Genomic DNA, 17,656 nt, shown 5'->3' on the forward strand with positions numbered 1-17,656 from the left:
GTCATGAAGCTTCTGTCCTTGAACATCGGCCGCCCTCGGGCCGTCCCGTACACGGACCAGCCCGAGGGCGTGACCGGCATCGACAAGCGACCGGTGGACGGGCCGGTGCGGGTGGCGGCACCCGGGCCCAAGGGGGTCGGCGCGAGCGGCCTCGCCGGGGACGCGGTGTGCGACCTGCGCCATCACGGCGGGAACGACCAGGCGGTGTACGCGGTCGCCCGCGAGGACCTCGACGGCTGGGGGCGCGAGCTCGGCCGGCCGCTGGCGAGCGGCGCGTTCGGCGAGAACCTGACGACCCAGGGGCTCGACGTGTCCGGCGCGCGGATCGGCGAGCGCTGGCGCGTCGGCTCCGAGGTGGTCCTCGAAGTCACCTGCGGGCGCATCCCCTGCCGTACGTTCCAGGAGCACGTCGGTGAGCAGCGCTGGGTGAAGCGGTTCACCCAGAAGGGGGCGCCCGGCGCCTATCTGCGGGTGATCGAGCCGGGCGAGATCCGGGCGGGCGACCCGATCGAGGTCGTGCACCGGCCCGACCACGAGGTGACGGTCGCCCTCGCCTTCCGCGCCGGGACGACCGAACGGACGCTGCTGCCAAGGGTGTTGGCCGCGGGCGACGCGCTGCACCCCGAGTTGCTGGAGATGGCGGAGAAGTACGTGGCACGGCACAGCGACTAAGCGCTCCGCTGGAAGTGCGGGGAGGTGCCGTCGATCGTCTGCGGCTCCATCGTGGCCGGTCGCGCAGTTCCCCGCGCCCCTTCAGGGCGCCGCCGAACCGCAGCGGACTTCGCCCGACCCGCTCAGCCGCTCGGAGCGGGGCGCGGGGCGGGGGCGTCCGGAGTGTGCGAGGGACTCGTGGAGCAAGCTCGGGCGTTGGGTGGCGGGGGCGCGGTGGGTCTGGTCAGGTCACTAGCCTTGGGCCATGACAACGGCTCTGATTACGGGATCGACCGCGGGCATCGGCGCCGCCTTCGCGCGGCGGCTGGCGGCTGACGGGCACAACCTCGTGCTGGTGGCGCGCGACACCAAGCGGCTGGGCGAGCAGGCGACCGAACTGCACGACCGGCACGGCATCGAGGCGGAGGTGCTGACCGCCGACCTGGCGACGGACGGGGGCATCGAGGCAGTGGCCGCCCGCCTCTCCGACCGCAAGAACCCGGTCGACCTGCTGATCAACAACGCGGGCTTCGGCAACAAGGGCCGCTATCTCGAGGTGTCGATGGCCGACGAGCTGACGATGCTCAAGGTGCACTGCGAGGCGGTGCTGCGGTTGACGTCGGCGGCGACCGAGGGCATGCGGGAGCGCGGCCGGGGCGGAGTCGTCAACGTCGCGTCGGTGGCCGCGTTCGTGCCGCGGGGTACGTACGGGGCGTCCAAGGCGTGGGTCGTGCAGTTCACGCAGGGCGCGGCGCGGGATCTGGCGGGCACCGGCGTACGGCTGATGGCGCTGGCCCCCGGCTTCGTCCGCACCGAGTTCCACCAGCGGGCCGGGATGGGCACGGACAACATCCCGAACTGGATGTGGCTGGATGCGGACAAGCTGGTCGCGGCGGCGCTCGCGGACCTGGCCCGCGGCAAGTCGCTGTCCGTCCCCGACCCCCGCTACAAGGCGCTGATGGGCCTGGTGAAGGTGGCGCCGCGAGGACTGCTGGGCGGGGTGACGTCGAAGACGGGCCGGAAGTACGGCCCCCAGTAAGGGCCACCGCGCAGTGGGTGGTGTCGTCCCTCCGGTGGGAAACTGAGGGTGTTCAACCGGACCCAGGGGGCCGGAGGCGACGCCATGACATTCGTACAGCTCATCGATTGCAGGACCAGCCGGTTCGACGAGATGAACCAGCTGATGGACACATGGGTCGAGAAGACCAGGGGCAAGCGGACCGCGACGCACAGTGTGATCGGCAAGGACCGCTCCGACGCGACCCACTTCATAGAGATCGTGGAGTTCCCCTCGTTCGAGGAGGCGATGCGGAACTCGAACCTCCCCGAGACCGACAGGGTCTTCCAGGAGATGGTGGCGCTCTGCGACGGGCTGCCGACGTTCACCGACCTGGACGTGGTCCGGGACGAGCAGTTGTTCGCGGCCAACATCCGCAGGTTCTTCGAGACGTTGGCCGGCCTGGGTGAACTGCCGCCGCTCAACGGCCTGATGGTGGAGAGCTACCACGACCACGATCCCGCCAACGAGCAGGACACCATCGGCCTCGACGCGATGCGGCGCGAGATCGAGATGTGGCGCGGCGGTTTCGACTTCACGTTCACCGTCGAGGACCAGCTCACCCAGGGCGACCGGGTCTGCACCCGGTGGGCCTGGAACGGCACCCACAAAGGCGACTTCATGGGGATCCCGGCGACGGGGAAGCAGGTCACCATGACCGGCACGACCGTCTTCCGCTGTCAGGAGGACGGGAAGATCGCCGAGGGCTGGTGGCAGTACGACCGGCTGGGGCTGTTGGCTCAGCTGGGGGCGCTGGACGCGCTGGAGCAGTAGTGCGGTGGTCGGTGGCGCGGAGTCGGCCGTCGAACAGTCGGTAGTCGGTGGTCGGTAGTGCCGGGTACGGGAGAAGCCCCCGTTCCGTGCGGAACGGGGGCTTCTTCGGGAGTACGAGACTCAGTGGGAGTGCCCGTGGCCGTGGCCGTGACCGGCGTCGGCCTCCTCCTCGGCCGGCTTCTCGACGACCAGGGTCTCGGTCGTGAGGAGCAGGGAGGCGATGGAGGCGGCGTTCTCCAGGGCGGAGCGGGTGACCTTGACCGGGTCGATGACACCGGACTTGACCAGGTCGCCGTACTCTCCGGTGGCCGCGTTGAAGCCCTGGCCCTTGTCGAGCTCGGCGACCTTGGAGGTGATGACGTAACCCTCGAGGCCGGCGTTCTCGGCGATCCAGCGCAGCGGCTCCACGGCGGCGCGGCGGACGACCGCGACACCCGTGGCCTCGTCGCCGGTCTTGTCGAGGTTGCCCTCGAGGATCTTCACGGCGTGGACGAGCGCGGAGCCACCACCGGAGACGATGCCCTCCTCGACCGCGGCGCGGGTCGCGGAGATGGCGTCCTCCAGACGGTGCTTCTTCTCCTTGAGCTCGACCTCGGTGGCGGCGCCGACCTTGATCACGCACACGCCGCCGGCCAGCTTCGCGAGGCGCTCCTGGAGCTTCTCGCGGTCCCAGTCGGAGTCGGTGTTCTCGATCTCGGCCTTGATCTGGTTGACCCGGCCGACGACCTCCTCGGAGTTGCCGCCACCGTCGACGATGGTGGTGTCGTCCTTGGTGACGGTCACGCGGCGGGCGGTGCCCAGCACGTCCAGACCGACCTGGTCGAGCTTGAGGCCGACCTCCTCGGCGATGACCTGACCACCGGTGAGGGTGGCGATGTCGCCGAGCATGGCCTTGCGGCGGTCACCGAAGCCGGGGGCCTTCACGGCGACGGCGTTGAACGTGCCGCGGATCTTGTTCACGACCAGGGTCGACAGGGCCTCGCCCTCGACGTCCTCGGCGATGATCAGCAGCGGCCGGGAGGCGTTGGACTGGATGACCTTCTCCAGCAGCGGCAGCAGGTCCTGGATGGAGCTGATCTTGCCCTGGTGGATGAGGATGTACGGGTCGTCGAGGACGGCCTCCATACGCTCCTGGTCGGACACCATGTACGGCGACAGGTAGCCCTTGTCGAAGGCCATGCCCTCGGTGAAGTCGAGCTCCAGGCCGAAGGTGTTGGACTCCTCGACGGTGATGACACCGTCCTTGCCGACCTTGTCCATCGCCTCGGCGATGAGCTCGCCGACCTGCGGGTCCTGGGCGGACAGCGCGGCGACGGCGGCGATGTCGGACTTCTCGTCGATCGGGCGCGCGGTGGCGAGGAGCTCGTCCGAGACCGCCTTGACGGCCGCGTCGATGCCCTTCTTCAGCAGCGCCGGGGAGGCACCCGCGGCGACGTTCTTCAGGCCCTCGCGGACGAGCGCCTGGGCCAGCACGGTGGCGGTGGTCGTACCGTCACCCGCGATGTCGTTGGTCTTGGTCGCCACCTCCTTCACCAGCTGGGCGCCGAGGTTCTCGTACGGGTCGTCGAGCTCGACCTCGCGGGCGATGGTGACACCGTCGTTGGTGATGGTGGGTGCGCCGAACTTCTTGTCGATGACGACGTTGCGGCCCTTGGGGCCGATCGTCACCTTGACCGTGTCGGCAAGCTTGTTGACGCCGCGCTCGAGGGCGCGACGGGCGTCCTCGTCGAACTTCAGGATCTTCGCCATGGGAGCGATTCAGCCCTCTCGGAAAACTGGGGTGAACGAACCGCGCCCCCGACGCCCGGCTGGTGATGGTCGCGGGGGCCAGGGGCGCAGTTCACTGCAAAACTGGGTGAAACGGTGAAGCTCGGTGAACTACTTCTCGATGATCGCGAGCACGTCGCGAGCCGAGAGGACGAGGTACTCCTCGCCGTTGTACTTCACCTCGGTGCCGCCGTACTTGCTGTACAGCACGATGTCGCCGGTGCTGACGTCGAGCGGCAGGCGCTCGCCGTTCTCGAAGCGGCCCGGGCCCACAGCGAGGACGACGCCCTCCTGGGGCTTCTCCTTCGCGGTGTCCGGGATGACCAGGCCGGAAGCCGTGGTCTGCTCGGCGTCCAGCGGCTGGACCACAACACGGTCCTCGAGCGGCTTGATGGCAACCTTGGAGCTGGTGGTCGTCACGATCCGACCTCCCCCTTCGGAGATCTCACGGGGTTAACTGTCTGAGGTGGCGACCAGGTGGATCCGTCGTCGCGGGTGCCGGACCTGCCCGTCGCTATTGGCACTCTCCAGGGGGGAGTGCCAGGGCCGAGACTATGACCGCGATTAGCACTCGGTCAAGCGGAGTGCCAAAGCCTCCGGCGTGGCGTGGGGTTTTGGGCACCCGGCGTGCGTGTCGGCGCACCCCTGGGGGCTGCGCCCCCAGACCCCCCTTTATCGGCCTGGCCGGCCTCGTCCTCAAACGCCGGACGGGCTGATTGATGCCCCCCCCGAGCCGAATGGTCAGAGGTAGTTCTCAAGACGCGCCGGTGTGAGGCCCTCCGCCTGGATGCGTCGCAGGAGTCTGACCGTCGCCTCCGTGAGGTTGGGCTCCTCGAAACCGGAGAGGATGTCACCCCGTCGCAGGCGGCGGGCGTCGGGCTCCCGGCCGAGGACGACGGCCGCGACCCCGCAGTCGGCGGCGACGCGCAGCGTGGTGGTGTCGTAGGTGCCGTAGGGCGGACGGAAGAGCCGGGGGCGGACGCCGAAGCGAGCCTTGAGCTTCTCCTGCTGGCCGCAGATCTCGGCCCGTTGACCCGCGTACGGCAGTCCGCGCAGCGAGGCGTGATGGAGGGTGTGGTTCTGCACGCTCGCGCCGACCGTCCGCAGTTGGGCGAAGTGCCCGTACCCCGGCCCGACGACACTGTCCGTGAGAAACATGCTGACCGGAAGCCGCAGGTCACGGACCATGTCGACGAACCGCGGATCACGCTCGGCACCGTCGTCGTACGTCAGGAAGACCACCTTGTCGCGGGTGGGTACGCGGTCCACGACGGGGGCCAGCCCCGGCGCCGCGCCGCGGAGGGCGGGCCGGGCGGGCCGCCGCGGCGCGGCGGCGAGCGGGGTGGGCAGCCCCCAGTGCCGGTACGTCGACGGGGTCGGCCCGTTCGGCCGGGACCTGCGCACCTCCTGTGCGGCCTTCTTGCCCAGCCGTTCGATCGGGTCGACGGACTGGGCACAGCCGGTGCAGCCGGTCAGGAGCGCCGCGGTGAGCGCCCCCGCGACCAGCGCCCGCGTTCTCACAGGTAGTCCTCCAGCCGTGCCACCGCGTACCCCTTGTCGGTGACCAGCTTCAGGAAGCGGCGGATCATGTCGGGCATGGTGCCGTCCCAGTCCTCCCTGCCGCGGAAGTGGGTGAGGACGATGTCGCCGGGGTGCAGGTCGCGGTCCCAGTCGCGGTACTCCCAGTGGTCGACGAAGACCTCCTCGTCCCAGATGGGCGCGTACTTGATGCCGCAGGACTTGGCGGCACGCAGGGTGTCCCGGTTGTAGTTGCCGTAGGGCGGCCTGAAGACCTTCGGACGCTTGCCGAACTGCTTCTCCATGATGTCCTGCATGCCGCAGATCTCGTGGCGCTGCTCCTCGTACGACAGCCCCGGCAGGTAGGGGTGGGTGAGGGTGTGGTTGTTGAGGGTGACGCCCCGGTCGCGCATCTTCCGGAAGTACCCGTAGTCGTCCTTGACCAGGTAGTTGCTCAGGAAGGCGGTGTAGGGGATCTTCAGGTCGCTCATCATCCTGAGGAACGCCGGGTCCTTCTCGGAGCCGTCGTCGATGGTGAGGAAGACGACCTTGTCCTTGGTGGGGACGGTCGTGAAGACCGGCGGCAGGCCGAGCTCTTCCTGATCGGTGACCTCGAAGCCGTCGCGGGGTCCGATGACCGGCTTCCTCGCCGGGGCCGGCGGTGCGGCGAGCGGGACCTTCGCGAGCCCCCAGTGCCTGGCCGCGACGGCCCGGGCGGCCTGCTGCGCACGGAGTCTGGCGGCGTAGGAGTCGAGGGCGCGGGCCGGGGGCGCGTGCAGCGCCTGCTGGGGTCCCTCGACGGGACGGGCGCCGTTGGTGTCGTCGTCGGCGCAACCGGACGCGAGGGCGGCGACGGCGAGGACGGCCACTCCGCCCCATACGCGCGCCCTCTTTGCGTTATTTTTGTACTTTTGTCGTACTGATCGCATGGTGTCGGATCCTCGCAGGCCACCGCCCGTCCAGGGCTCCGACACCGCGACCGGGGGCGCACCGTCCACCGACTGGCCCACACCCACCCGCGCTGACCGACAATGGGCCGGTGAACGACGTCTCCTTCGCCTCTCTCCTCACCCCCGAGGGCCACGCCCTGCTCGACGAGGTGCGCGGCACCGAACCGGCCCAGGAGCTGGCCGTCGCCACCCGGCTGCGCCGCGACCACCCGGCCGAACTGGTCTCGGCCGCACTCGGGCAGGCGCGGCTGCGGCAGCGGGCGGCGGCGAAGTTCGGCGCCGAGGACGCGGAGCGGATGTACTTCACCCCGAACGGGGTCGAGCAGTCGACGCGCACCACGGTCGCCACCCATCGTGCGCGGCGGCTGCGATCCCTGGGGGTGCGCTCGGTCGCCGATCTGTGCTCCGGCATCGGCGGCGACGCGATCGCGCTGGCCCGTGCCGGGATCCGCGTCCTCGCCGTCGACCGCGACCCGCTGACGGTGGCGGTGGCGCGCGCGAACGCCGAGGCGCTCGGGCTCGCCGACCTGATCGAGGTGCGCGAGGCCGATGTCACCGAGGTCGGCACGGAGACGTACGACGCGGTCTTCGTGGACCCGGCGCGGCGCGGTGGACGCGGCCGGATCTTCGACCCGGAGGCGTACTCGCCCCCGCTCTCCTGGGCGATCGCGGCCGCTCTGAAGGCCCCGCTCGCCGCCCTGAAGATCGCCCCTGGCATCCCCCACGAGGCGGTCCCCGCCGAGGCCGAGGCCGAGTGGATCTCGGACGCCGGTGACGTGAAGGAAGCGGTGCTGTGGTTCGGCACCGAGCCGGGGCTGGTGCGGGCCACCCTGCTGCCCGGCCCGCGCGAGCTGCGCGGCCGCGGCCTGCCCGACCCCGCGGTACGAGAGGTCGGGCGCTACCTGTACGAGCCCGACGGCGCCGTCATCCGCGCCCATCTGGTCGCCGAGGTCGCCGAGGAAGTCGACGGCGGCCTGGTCGACGAGACGATCGCGTACATCACGGCGGACGAGCTGCGCCCGACGCCGTACGCCGCCGCCTACGAGATCACCGACCGACTTCCCTTCAACGTCAAGAAGTTGAAGGCGCTGCTGCGGGAGCGGGGGGTCGGGGTACTGACGGTGAAGAAGCGGGGGTCGGCCGTCGAACCGGAGGAACTCCGCAAGAAGGCCCTGCCCAAGTCGCACGGCCCCCACTCGGCCACCGTCTTCCTGACCAGGGTCGCGGGGGCACCGACGATGCTGCTCGGCCACCCGGCCCAGCGGCACGCCTCCTAGGCCCTGTCGTCAAATTCCCGTCTGCCCTGCGACGCCATGCACGCACTCGCGCCGCACCGGGCACAGACCCGAGTACATCCAGTACGAGGGCCTGTGCCCGGCACGCCGAGAGCACTCCTGACGCCGCCGGGCCCGCCCTTCGGGCGGACGACGGGAATTTGACGACAGGACCTAGAGCCTGTCCGGCGGACCGGCCCGGCGACAGTCCCGCGCCCTCGTCTCCAGCAGCTCGCGTTCCCGTTCGTTGCGGGCCAGGCCCGCGGCTCGTTCGAACTCCGCGCGGGCCTCCTTCGTACGGCCGAGGCGGGCCAGCAGGTCGCCTCGGACGCTGGGCAGCAGGTGGTAGTCGCGCAGGGCCGGTTCGCCGACCAGCCGGTCGACGATCTCCAGCGCCGGGGCGGGGCCCTCGGCCATGGAGACGGCGACGGCACGGTTCAGCTCGACCACGGGAGACGGGGAACGGGTCGCCAGCAGCCCGTACAGGGTGGCGATCCGCGGCCAGTCCGTGTCCTCGTACGCGTACACCTGGGCGTGACAGGCGGCGATGGCGGCCTGGAGGGCGTACGGGCCAGGGGGTCCGGTGGTGACGGCGCTCGCCCGGCCGAGGGCGGCGAAGCCGCGGCGGATCAGCAGGCGGTTCCAGCGGCGCCGGTTCTGGTCCTTGAGGAGGACGGGCTCGCCCGAGGGGCCGGTGCGGGCGGCGGCGCGGGACTCCTGGAGCTCCAACAGGGACACAAGACCGTGCAATTCGGGCTCTTTGGGCATCAACTCGGCGAGCACGCGGGCCAGTCGCAGCGCGTCCTCGCACAGGGCGGGGCGCAGCAGGTCGTCGCCCGCCGTGGCCGCGTATCCCTCGTTGAAGACCAGGTAGATGACCTCGAGCACGGACCCGAGGCGCGCCTCGCGGTCCGGGCCGTAGGGGACCTCGAAGGGGACGCCCTTCGTCGCCAGGGTCCGCTTGGCGCGCACGATGCGCTGGGCGACGGTCGCCTCCGGGGCGAGGAAGGCGCGGGCGATCTCGGGGGTGGTCAGACCGCCGACCAGGCGCAGGGTGAGGGCGATGCGGGCCTCGGCGGAGAGGACGGGGTGGCAGGCGGTGAAGACGAGCCGCAGCAGGTCGTCGTCGATGTCGTCCGGGTCGGAGGGTTCGTCGAGGTGGTGCGGGGCGGTCACAGAGAGGTCCCGCCCCACCTCCGCCAGCTTGCGCGCGTAACTCTCCCGGCGGCGTACGAGATCGATCGCGCGGCGCTTGGCCGTGGTCGTCAGCCAGGCGCCCGGGTTGTCCGGGACGCCCTCCCGCGGCCACTGCTCCAGCGCCGCGACCAGGGCGTCCTGCGCGAGCTCCTCGGCGATGCCGACGTCGCCGACGATGCGGGAGACGCCCGCGATGACGCGGGGCGACTCGATCCGGAAGATCGTCTCGACGGCTTCGACGGCTTCGACGGCTCCGACGGTCTCGTCGGCCTCGTCGGCACCTCCGGTGGCCCCGGACGCGACGGGCTGCGTGACGGGCGTGACGGTGGGCTGTTGCTCTTCCACAACCCACCATCAGACACCCGCGACGGCCGCAGACCAAGGAGCCGCTCAGCCCTCGGCGATCTCCCGCACCTCGCAGGTCACCGTCCAGTGCTCCTCGTGCACCTTCAGGAACCGCTTGGTCCACTCCAGGGCCTCGGCCATGTCCTTGCACTGCATGAGCGCGTAGCCGCCGACGACCTCCTTGGACTCGGTGAAGGGCCCGTCGGTGACGGACAGCTGCCCGCCCGACCAGTGCACCCGCTTCCCCTGGGCGGACGGCGTCAGTCCGGCGGTGTCGAGCATGACCCCCGCCTTGGTGATCTCCTCGATCAGCTCGCCCATCCGCTGCATCAGCTCCGGGCTCGGGCCCTCGGCGGGCGCGGTGCTCTCGTCGATCTGGACCAGCGACAGATAACGCGGCATGGTGACTCCTCGTGTCCGTGGTGCCTCGGAGGCGGGGCTTCTCCCTGCCTCTCACCCGTGCGTCGAACGGGAGACACCTGTTTCGACACCGTCCCCGAAATTCTTTGAACTTTCTCGCCGGGCGCTGCCCCGGGCTCCGTGTGGGCAGGGTCCTCCTATGCCCTTCGACCACAACGATCACTACCACCGGATGCTGCTGCGGAAGTTACCGGAGCACGGGCGCATCGCCCTCGACGTCGGATGTGGCACCGGGGGTTTCGCGCGACGGATGGCGGCGCGCGGCTATGAGGTCGACGCCGTCGATCCGTCCGCCGAGGTGATCGCCGCGGCGCGGCGGATCGGCGGTGGCCCCCGGTTCCGGCGGACGGACGTGGCCTCCGCCGGGCTGCCGAAGGGGCACTACGACGTCATCACCTGTCTGGCGAGCCTGCACCACATGCCGTTCGGCACGGTGACCAGGTTCCGGGAGGCGCTCGCGCCCGGCGGGGTGCTGCTGGTGCTGGGCTGCTACGCGGGGATCACCTGGTGGGATCTAGCCGCCGTGCCCGCCCATGCGGTGGCACGGGCGAGGGTGGCGATGGGTGAGCGGCTGCGCGGAGAGGAGGCCGTGCCCCTGCGGGCGCCGGTGCGCGAGCCGCGGATGTCGCTGGCGGACGTCCGGAGCGAGGCGGACCGGCTGCTGCCCGGCTCCCGCGTCCGCCAACTCCTCTACTGGCGTTATCTGTTGACGTACCGGGTCGGCGGGGTCGACCGGGTCACTTGAGCGAGGCCCACAAGTCGCTCGCCTCCGGCTCGTCGGCCACTACCCGGTTGGGGTTCGACGGAGCCGTCACCACCGGCATGGTGATCGTCTTGACCTTGTCGGAGGAGAGGGACTTCAGGCTCTGGCCGAGCTTCATCAGTTCGCCGAGCGAGTCGAGCCCCGTGTCCGTCGTCAGACTGCCGGTGACGGCGTCGGCGACTTTGTAGAGCTTGGTGGGGTCGGTCAGCAGGGACGTCGACGCCATCTGTTCCAGCAGTGCCTTCACCAGCTTCTGCTGGAGGCCTATGCGGCCGAGGTCGCTGCCGTCGCCTATGCCGTGCCGGGTGCGGGCCAGCGCCAGGGCCTGGGTGCCGCCCAGGTGGTGCGTGCCCGCCTTCAGGTGCAGATGGCTCTTGTCGTCGTCGATGTTCTGGTCCGTCGTCACCGTGACGCCGCCGAGCGCGTCCACCAGCTTCGCGAAGCCGGAGAAGTCGATCTCGATGTAGTGGTCCATGCGGACGTCGGTGAGGGACTCGACGGTCTTCACCGCGCAGACCGGACCGCCCACCGAGTACGCGCTGTTGAACATCGCGTTGTACGCCACCGAGGTCGCCCCGCCGGACGCGGTCGGGCACGACGGGCGGGTCACCAGGGTGTCCCGGGGAATGCTCACCACCGTCGCCTCGGTGCGGCCCTCGTCGATGTGGACGACCATCGCCGTGTCGGAACGGGCGCCCGAGCTGTCACCGCCGCCGAGCGCGGCGTTCGCCTTCCCGCTGCGCGAGTCGGAGCCGAGGACCAGGATGTTCACGGCGCCGCTCGGCAGCGGGGCGGCCGAGGCGGACGCGGACGCGGACGCGGACGGGGACGGGGCCGACACCGCCTTCGCCGGACGGTCGTCGCCCAGCGCGCTGTTGATGTCCACGCTCTTGATGTTCTGGTTCAGATGCCAGTAGACCCAGCCCGCCCCCGCCGCGGAGAGCACGAGGACGCCGGCGAGCGTGATGCCGGCGGCCTTCAGCAGACCTCTCCGCCGTCCGGCACGTCTCGCGGCGCCCTCGTTCCCGTCCCCGCTCTCGACCTCGTCCCCGCGCCCGGCCCCACGTCTGCCCCCGCGCTCCTCTTCTGCAGTCACGCGGAGGAACGTAAGTCCGAATTATTACGAGCAGGAACCTCTTCTGGGGTTTCCTTCGGAAAATCTAAGACTTCTCACGTCGCCCTCAGCCCAGCGTCACCGTGGGCACCGGATTGCTCCCGCTCCATGACGCGTTGAACCCGAACGTCACTGATCCGCCGTTCGGTACCGTTCCGTTGTAGGAGGCGTTCGCGCACGTCACCGCCGCACCGGACTGGGTGCAGTCGGCGTTCCAGGCCTGGGTGATCCGCTGGCCCGCGCCGTACGTCCAGTTCACCTTCCACGACGACAGCGCGGCCCCGGAACAGGCGATCCTCACCTGCCCCGTGAACCCGGTGTTCCACTGGCTCTGAACGCTGTACGTCGCCGTGCAGGCCCCCGTGGGCGGTGGTGTCGTGGTCCCGCCCAGTGAGCCCGCGATCGCGTAGTACGCCGGTTTCGGCAGGTAGTTCTCGTCGTACGGGGTCGCCGCGCCGTAGCCGGAGAAGACGTCCGGGATCCAGGAGTCGGAGTCGGTGAAGCCCCAGACGGTGACGCCGTAGCACCGGAACACCGCCACGCACGCGTCGATCACGGACTTGTAGTCGGCGGCCTGCTGCGTCAGCTTCGCGCTGTCGGAGGGGAGTTGCATACGGATGTCGAGCTCCGTGACCGCCACGTCGACGCCGAGGTCGGCGAAGCGCTGGATGTTCTGCTGGAGCGTGGACGGCACCTGGCCGAGGATGAGGTGGGCCTGGAGACCGACCCCGTCGATCGGGACGCCGCGCTCCTTCAGCGACTTGACCAGGTTGTAGAGGGCGGTGCTCTTGGCGTTGACGCCCTCGACGTTGTAGTCGTTGATGTAGAGCTTGGCGCTCGGGTCGGCCGCGTGCGCCCAGGTCAGGGCCTGGGCGATGTAGTCGGAGCCGAGGCCGTTGTACCAGAGGGTCGAGCGGTAGGTGCCGTCCTCGTTGAAGGGCTCGTTCACCACGTCCCAGGCGGCCAGCTTGCCCTTGTAGCGGGTGACCTCGGTGGTGATGTGGTCCTGGAGCAGCGAGCCGAGCTGGGCGGACGTCCAGGTGCCGTTCGTCAGCCAGCTCGGGTTCTGGCTGTGCCAGACCAGTGTGTGGCCGCGTACCTGCTGGTTGTGAGCCTGCGCGAAGGCCACGATCTGGTCGGCCTCGGCCCAGTTGTAGGTGCCCTGGGTGGGCTCGACGGTCTCCCACTTCATGGCGTTGCCAGGAGTGAGCGAGTTGAACTGGGCGCCGGCGATGTCGCCGTACGTCCCCGTCAGCTTGGACCCGGTGACGGCGGTGCCGATCACCTTGCCCTGGGCGGCGGCGAGGTCGCGCAGCGGGGTGTCGGCCGCGTGGGCGGCGGGGGCCGCGACCAGCAGGGCGCCGAGGGCGGCGATGCCGGTGAGGACGGACCCCAGGGATAAGCCTGTTCTCAGAGATCTCATGCGGGTGCCTCCGAAAGTTTCGGTCTTGCAACCGACTGGCTTCGGAGGAGTGTGGGGCGGGATGTCCCACTCGTCAATACGTCCACTTCACGCCAGGCCGACCGTCGGAGCCGCCCCCGTACTGCTGCGCACCACCAGACTCGTCGCCAGCTCCACCCTCCCCCAAGGTCTCGGCTTCGCTCGGCCAGGGGGGACCCCCACCCCCGCCGCCGGCCGCTCCTCGCGCCCCAGCTCCAGCTCCAGCACCAGCTTGGCCGCCGCCTCCGCCATCTCCGTCAGCGGCTGCCGTACGGTCGTCAGCGGCGGCCCGACCCAGCGGGCCACCGGCAGATCGTCGAACCCCACGACGCTCAGGTCCTCCGGGATGCGCAGACCCAGCTCGCGGGCGGCCTCGTACAGGCCGAGCGCCTGGAGGTCGTTGCCGGTGAAGACAGCCGTCGGGCGGTCGGGGCGGCGCAGCAGGTCGAGGCCCAGCCGGTAGCCGTCCTCATGGTGGAAGTTCCCGACTCGGATCAGCTCCTGGTCCACGGGCAGTCCCGCCGTCTCCAGCGCCGCCCGGTATCCGTCGACCCGGGCGCGGCTGCACATCATCCGCGAGGGCCCGCTGATCGCGCCGATCCGCCGGTGCCCCAGGTCGACGAGATGGCGGGTCGCGGCCAGCCCGCCGTGCCAGTTGGTGGCGCCGATGGACGGCACGTCGTCGCCCGGGTCGCCCGCCGGGTCCATCACCACGAACGGGATGGACCTGCTGGTCAGCAGCGCGCGCTGGGACTCGTCCAGCCGGGACAGGACGAGGATCACGCCGTGCGGGCGACGGGCGGCGACCTGGTCGGCCCAGGTCCGCCCGGGGGTCAGCCGTCCCGCGCTCTCCGAGAGGACGACGCTCAGCCCCTCGTCCCGCGCCACGTTCTCGACGCCCCGGATCACCTCCATCGCCCAGGCGCTCTCCAACTCGTGGAAGACCACGTCGATGAGGGGCGAGCGGGTCGCCTCGGCCCGGCGGCGCCGGTAGCCGTACGCGCGCAGCAGCTCCTCCACCCGGGTGCGGGTGGCCGGGGCGACGTCGGCCCGGCCGTTGAGCACCTTCGAAACAGTCGGCGCGGAGACGCCGGCCTCGCGGGCGATCTCGGCGAGGGTCGCGGTCCCCGAGGAACGGTCCGCCATCCGCTTCTCCACGGGCTTCGCGGGATTCATGGGCGCGATCGTATCCCCGGGTGCACGCCGGGCGACCCCTCTCCGACCTCGGTAAGGTCCTTAACATTCGGAGACTGGCGAGAAACATTCGGCCACCGCGGGAGCCGACGGCTCACTTCACGCGCACCTCGCACCGCATCCGCCGCTCCCGGCCCACCACCCGCTCGGGCCCGGTCAGCGTCACCGGTACCGCGTACCGCACCTCGCCCTCGGCGCTGGACGCCCCCAACCGCAGCTCCAGCTCCCCCGGTTCGACGATCCGGTCACCGTCCGGGCCGGTGTACGCGGCCAGGTCCGCCGGGACCGTGAAGTGCGCCTCTGCCGACGCGCCCGCCTCCAGCGGCACCCGCGCGTAGCCCACCAGCCTGGCCACCGGCCGCGCCACCTTGCCGACCGGGTCGTGGAGATAGAGCTGCACGACCTCGGTACCGGCCCGCTCCCCCGTGTTGCGGACGGTCAGCCGCAGGGTCGTCTCGCCGTCCGTCGGGAACGCGGTGTCGTCGACCGACGGCGCCTGCCAGTCGTACGTCGTGTACGACAGCCCGTGTCCGAAGGGGAACAGCGGCGTCGGGTCGAGGTTGCTGGCCTCGCCTCGCTGTCCGAGCGGCGGGGCGAGATACGTCCACGGCTGCCCGGCCCGCTCGCGCGGCACGCTCACCGGGAGCCGCCCCGACGGGTTGACCCGCCCGGACAGCACCCCGGCCACCGCGGGACCTCCCTCCTGTCCCGCGAAGAACGCCTGGACCACCGCCGCGCACCGGTCCGCCCAGCGCCCGAGCGCGTACGGCCGCCCCGACAGCAGCACCAGCACGACCGGTGTCCCGGAGGCCAGCGTCTTGTCGACCAGCTCTCCCTGCCCCTCGGGCAGTTCGAGATCGGCCGCGTCGCACCCCTCGCCCGAGGTGCCCCGCCCGAACAGCCCCGAGCGGTCGCCGACCGCGACCACACACACGTCGGCGGCCACCGGATCGTCGGTGACCTCCACGTCCGGCAGCTCGGCGCGCAGTGCCTCCAGCAGCGTCGGCACGCCCACCCCCATCTCGACCTCGGGGTGGTCGAGGAGGACATGGCGGGGGAAGGTGTAGCAGCCGAGCATGGCCGCGGGATCGTCGGCGAGCGGGCCGAGCACGGCGATCCGCCGCACCCCGGACGCCAGCGGCAACATCCCCCCGTTGGCCAGCAGGACGACCGACTCCTCCGCCAGCTGCCGGGCCAGCGCCCGCATGTGCGGCGGATCGAGATCGGCGGAAGCGGAGTCGGCGGGCGGTGCCCAGTCGGGGTCCAGCAGCCCCAGTTCGCACTTCTGCGTCAGCACCCGCAGCGCGGCCCGGTCCACGAACTCCTCGTCGAGGGGCCCGGCGCCGTAGCAGCGCACGGCGGGCAGCTCGACGTCCACGCCCGCCGCGAGCGCGAGCCCGGCGGCCCCCGCGGGCGAGTCGGTGAGTCCGTGCGCGGTCTCCAGGAAGGACACCCCGAAGTAGTCGGCCACGACCGTGCCGGTGAACTGCCATTCCTCCCGCAGGAGTTCGGTGAGCAGTCGGCGGTGCGCGTGGGCGGGCAGCCCGTCGAGGTCGTTGTACGAGGCCATCACCGACCGCGCCCCGCCCTCCCGTACGGCCATCTCGAACGGTGGCAGGATGACGTCCGCCAGTTCGCGCGGGCCGAGCGAGGCGGGCGCGTGGTTGCGGGCGCCCCGGGAGGCCGAGTAGCCGGCGAAGTGCTTGAGGGTGGCGACGACACCCGCCGACTCCAGGCCCTGGACATAGGCGGTGCCGACGGTCGCCACGAGGTAGGGGTCCTCGCCGATCGACTCCTCCGTACGGCCCCAGCGGGGATCGCGTACGACGTCGAGGACCGGGGCGAGGCCCTGGTGGACGCCGACCGAGCGCATCGAGGCGCCGATCGCCGCCGCCATCTCCTTCACCAGGCCCGGGTCGAAGCTGGCGCCCCAGGCGAGCGGGGTCGGGAAGACGGTCGCCCGCCAGGCCGTGAACCCGGTGAGGCATTCCTCGTGCGCGAGCGCCGGCAGCCGGAAGCGGTTCGCGGAGCGGATGCGTTCCTGGAGGGAGGCGAGGCGGGCGGCGCCCTCGGCCGGGTCGACCGGCGCGGTGCCGAAGGGGCGGGTCAGCTGGCCGAGCCCGTGCGGGAGCAGCCGCGTCAGGTCGATGTCCTCGGACAGGGCGTGCTGCAGCGGCGCCATGTCCCGGCCCGGGGTCTCGTTCGAGCCGGGCCACACGCTGTAGAGCTGGGCGACTTTCTCTTCCGTGGTCATACGGGCGAGCAGGTCGGCGGCGCGGACGCCTGCGGGCAGAGCGGTGTCCTGCCAGGGGTCGGTCATGTAACTCCTCACATCCACAGGGGCATCTGGAGAGGCTGGTGCTCAGCCCTTGGTCGCGCCGAGCGTGATGCCGCCGATCAGCTGTCGTTCGGCGACCGCGTAGAAGGCCAGGGCGGGCGCCATGGCGAGGACCAGATACGCGAAGATGCGGGCCGCGTCGGAGGCGTACTGGCCCTGGAACTGCTGGATGCCGACGGGGACCGTCCACCAGGTGGGTTCGCTGAAGACGAGCAGGGGGAGCAGGAACTGGTTCCAGCTGCCGACGATGGCAAGGACGGAAACGGTGCCGAGCGCCGGTCGGGCCAGCGGCAGCAGGATGCGCCAGAAGAAGCCGAACGGGGAGCAGCCGTCGAGGGTGGCGGCCTCCTCCAGTTCGCCGGGGATCTCCCGGAAGAAGCCGCGCAGGATGACGATCGTCAACGGCAGGCCGAAGGCCGCCTCGGGAAGGATCACGCCCCAGGGGTTGTCCAGCAGCCCGAAGGTGCGCAGCAGGATGAACAGCGGCAGGATCGCCACCGCGAAGGGGAACATCAGGCCCAACGTGAAGAGGGTGAACACCAACTCCCGTCCACGGAAGGCGAACCGGGCGAGCCCGAACGCGGCCAGCGCGGCCGTCGCAACCGTGAGCACGGTGGTGCCCACTGCGATCAGTGTGCTGCTGCCGATGGACCGCCAGAAGGCCGCCGAACCGAGCAGGGAGGTGTAATTGGAGGTCACCCACGGCGAAGGCAGCCCGAAGGGATTGCTCGAGAGCTGGTCGGTGGACTTGAAGCCGGAGAGGAGGGCGTACAGGAGCGGGGTGACCATGAAGACGCCTACCAGCCAGAGGATCACGTACACCGGCACGGTGCGCAGCCGCCGGCGCCGCAGC

General features: G+C 70.8%; 16 protein-coding genes. 5 read left to right on the plus strand and 11 right to left on the minus strand.

All coding sequences use genetic code 11. The annotated features are described in order from the left end of the window. Nucleotides 1-3: 3 nt before the first annotated feature. From ACZ7M2_RS11150 to ACZ7M2_RS11160, 3 genes are all read left to right on the plus strand, one after another. On the plus strand, nucleotides 4-672 hold the full coding sequence (locus tag ACZ7M2_RS11150) for an MOSC domain-containing protein (RefSeq protein WP_471595012.1): 669 nt from the start codon (nucleotides 4-6) through the stop codon (nucleotides 670-672). A gap of 244 nt (nucleotides 673-916) precedes the next feature. Then, the gene (locus ACZ7M2_RS11155) at nucleotides 917-1,690 is read left to right on the plus strand and encodes an SDR family NAD(P)-dependent oxidoreductase (protein ID WP_352050544.1); all 774 of its coding nucleotides are present in this window, start codon (nucleotides 917-919) and stop codon (nucleotides 1,688-1,690) included. Between the two features lie 84 nt (nucleotides 1,691-1,774). After that, a complete protein-coding gene (locus tag ACZ7M2_RS11160) occupies nucleotides 1,775-2,482 on the plus strand; it encodes an ester cyclase (RefSeq protein ID WP_352050543.1) in 708 nt (235 codons plus the stop codon). A 120-nt stretch (nucleotides 2,483-2,602) separates the two neighbouring features. On the opposite strand, the gene groL is transcribed toward ACZ7M2_RS11160, so the two are convergent. From groL to ACZ7M2_RS11180, 4 genes are all read right to left on the minus strand, one after another. Continuing rightward, nucleotides 2,603-4,231: a chaperonin GroEL gene (gene groL, locus ACZ7M2_RS11165; protein WP_470050610.1), complete on the minus strand. Its 1,629-nt coding sequence runs from the start codon at nucleotides 4,229-4,231 to the stop codon at nucleotides 2,603-2,605. A 129-nt stretch (nucleotides 4,232-4,360) separates the two neighbouring features. Continuing rightward, the gene (gene groES, locus ACZ7M2_RS11170) at nucleotides 4,361-4,669 is read right to left on the minus strand and encodes a co-chaperone GroES (protein ID WP_060901476.1); all 309 of its coding nucleotides are present in this window, start codon (nucleotides 4,667-4,669) and stop codon (nucleotides 4,361-4,363) included. Nucleotides 4,670-4,990: 321 nt separating this feature from the next. Further along, nucleotides 4,991-5,770, minus strand: coding sequence for a polysaccharide deacetylase family protein (locus ACZ7M2_RS11175; protein ID WP_471595013.1), 780 nt, complete (start codon nucleotides 5,768-5,770; stop codon nucleotides 4,991-4,993). Then, nucleotides 5,767-6,696 (minus strand): polysaccharide deacetylase family protein, encoded by a 930-nt coding sequence (locus tag ACZ7M2_RS11180; protein ID WP_471595014.1) that lies wholly within the window; start codon nucleotides 6,694-6,696, stop codon nucleotides 5,767-5,769. Before ACZ7M2_RS11180 ends, ACZ7M2_RS11175 begins: the two co-directional genes overlap by 4 nt. Nucleotides 6,697-6,806: 110 nt before the next feature. On the opposite strand from ACZ7M2_RS11180, the gene ACZ7M2_RS11185 reads away from it, so the two are divergent. Continuing rightward, nucleotides 6,807-7,994 carry a class I SAM-dependent methyltransferase gene (locus ACZ7M2_RS11185; RefSeq protein WP_471595015.1) on the plus strand — a complete coding sequence of 396 codons (1,188 nt, stop codon included), beginning with the start codon at nucleotides 6,807-6,809 and terminating at the stop codon, nucleotides 7,992-7,994. Nucleotides 7,995-8,165: 171 nt separating this feature from the next. Here ACZ7M2_RS11185 and ACZ7M2_RS11190 read toward each other — a convergent pair whose 3' ends face one another. After that, entirely contained in the window at nucleotides 8,166-9,533 is a 1,368-nt protein-coding gene (locus tag ACZ7M2_RS11190) for an RNA polymerase sigma factor (protein WP_471595016.1), read from the minus strand. Nucleotides 9,534-9,578: 45 nt separating this feature from the next. Further along, nucleotides 9,579-9,935: a YciI family protein gene (locus tag ACZ7M2_RS11195; RefSeq protein WP_060901481.1), complete on the minus strand. Its 357-nt coding sequence runs from the start codon at nucleotides 9,933-9,935 to the stop codon at nucleotides 9,579-9,581. A 157-nt stretch (nucleotides 9,936-10,092) separates the two neighbouring features. Between ACZ7M2_RS11195 and ACZ7M2_RS11200 the strand changes: the two genes are divergently transcribed. Beyond that, nucleotides 10,093-10,698, plus strand: coding sequence for a class I SAM-dependent methyltransferase (locus ACZ7M2_RS11200; protein WP_471595017.1), 606 nt, complete (start codon nucleotides 10,093-10,095; stop codon nucleotides 10,696-10,698). On the opposite strand, the gene ACZ7M2_RS11205 is transcribed toward ACZ7M2_RS11200, so the two are convergent. The 5 genes from ACZ7M2_RS11205 to ACZ7M2_RS11225 form a co-directional block, all read right to left on the minus strand. Next, entirely contained in the window at nucleotides 10,691-11,701 is a 1,011-nt protein-coding gene (locus tag ACZ7M2_RS11205; protein WP_471595229.1) for an LCP family protein, read from the minus strand. The genes ACZ7M2_RS11200 and ACZ7M2_RS11205 overlap by 8 nt on opposite strands. A 196-nt stretch (nucleotides 11,702-11,897) precedes the next feature. Next, entirely contained in the window at nucleotides 11,898-13,253 is a 1,356-nt protein-coding gene (locus tag ACZ7M2_RS11210) for a glycoside hydrolase family 10 protein (protein WP_471595018.1), read from the minus strand. An 87-nt stretch (nucleotides 13,254-13,340) separates the two neighbouring features. Continuing rightward, on the minus strand, nucleotides 13,341-14,447 hold the full coding sequence (locus ACZ7M2_RS11215) for a LacI family DNA-binding transcriptional regulator (RefSeq protein WP_471595019.1): 1,107 nt from the start codon (nucleotides 14,445-14,447) through the stop codon (nucleotides 13,341-13,343). Between the two features lie 112 nt (nucleotides 14,448-14,559). Next, nucleotides 14,560-16,785 (minus strand): beta-xylosidase/alpha-l-arabinosidase, encoded by a 2,226-nt coding sequence (locus tag ACZ7M2_RS11220; protein WP_471595020.1) that lies wholly within the window; start codon nucleotides 16,783-16,785, stop codon nucleotides 14,560-14,562. A gap of 42 nt (nucleotides 16,786-16,827) precedes the next feature. Next, complete coding sequence (locus ACZ7M2_RS11225; protein WP_471595230.1) at nucleotides 16,828-17,592, minus strand: carbohydrate ABC transporter permease; 765 nt, start codon at nucleotides 17,590-17,592, stop codon at nucleotides 16,828-16,830. Nucleotides 17,593-17,656: the final 64 nt, after the last annotated feature.

Source organism: Streptomyces sp. NPDC111507, from assembly GCF_055638955.1.

Coding starts and splice junctions, on each gene's coding strand:
- ACZ7M2_RS11150 (WP_471595012.1), top strand. CDS start 4: ATGAAGCTTCTGTCCTTGAACATCGGCCGCCCTCGGGCCGTCCCGTAC.
- ACZ7M2_RS11155 (WP_352050544.1), top strand. CDS start 917: ATGACAACGGCTCTGATTACGGGATCGACCGCGGGCATCGGCGCCGCC.
- ACZ7M2_RS11160 (WP_352050543.1), top strand. CDS start 1,775: ATGACATTCGTACAGCTCATCGATTGCAGGACCAGCCGGTTCGACGAG.
- groL (WP_470050610.1), bottom strand. CDS start 4,231: ATGGCGAAGATCCTGAAGTTCGACGAGGACGCCCGTCGCGCCCTCGAG.
- ACZ7M2_RS11180 (WP_471595014.1), bottom strand. CDS start 6,696: ATGCGATCAGTACGACAAAAGTACAAAAATAACGCAAAGAGGGCGCGC.
- ACZ7M2_RS11195 (WP_060901481.1), bottom strand. CDS start 9,935: ATGCCGCGTTATCTGTCGCTGGTCCAGATCGACGAGAGCACCGCGCCC.
- ACZ7M2_RS11200 (WP_471595017.1), top strand. CDS start 10,093: ATGCCCTTCGACCACAACGATCACTACCACCGGATGCTGCTGCGGAAG.
- ACZ7M2_RS11210 (WP_471595018.1), bottom strand. CDS start 13,253: ATGAGATCTCTGAGAACAGGCTTATCCCTGGGGTCCGTCCTCACCGGC.
- ACZ7M2_RS11215 (WP_471595019.1), bottom strand. CDS start 14,447: ATGAATCCCGCGAAGCCCGTGGAGAAGCGGATGGCGGACCGTTCCTCG.
- ACZ7M2_RS11220 (WP_471595020.1), bottom strand. CDS start 16,785: ATGACCGACCCCTGGCAGGACACCGCTCTGCCCGCAGGCGTCCGCGCC.
- ACZ7M2_RS11225 (WP_471595230.1), bottom strand. CDS start 17,592: ATGGTCACCCCGCTCCTGTACGCCCTCCTCTCCGGCTTCAAGTCCACC.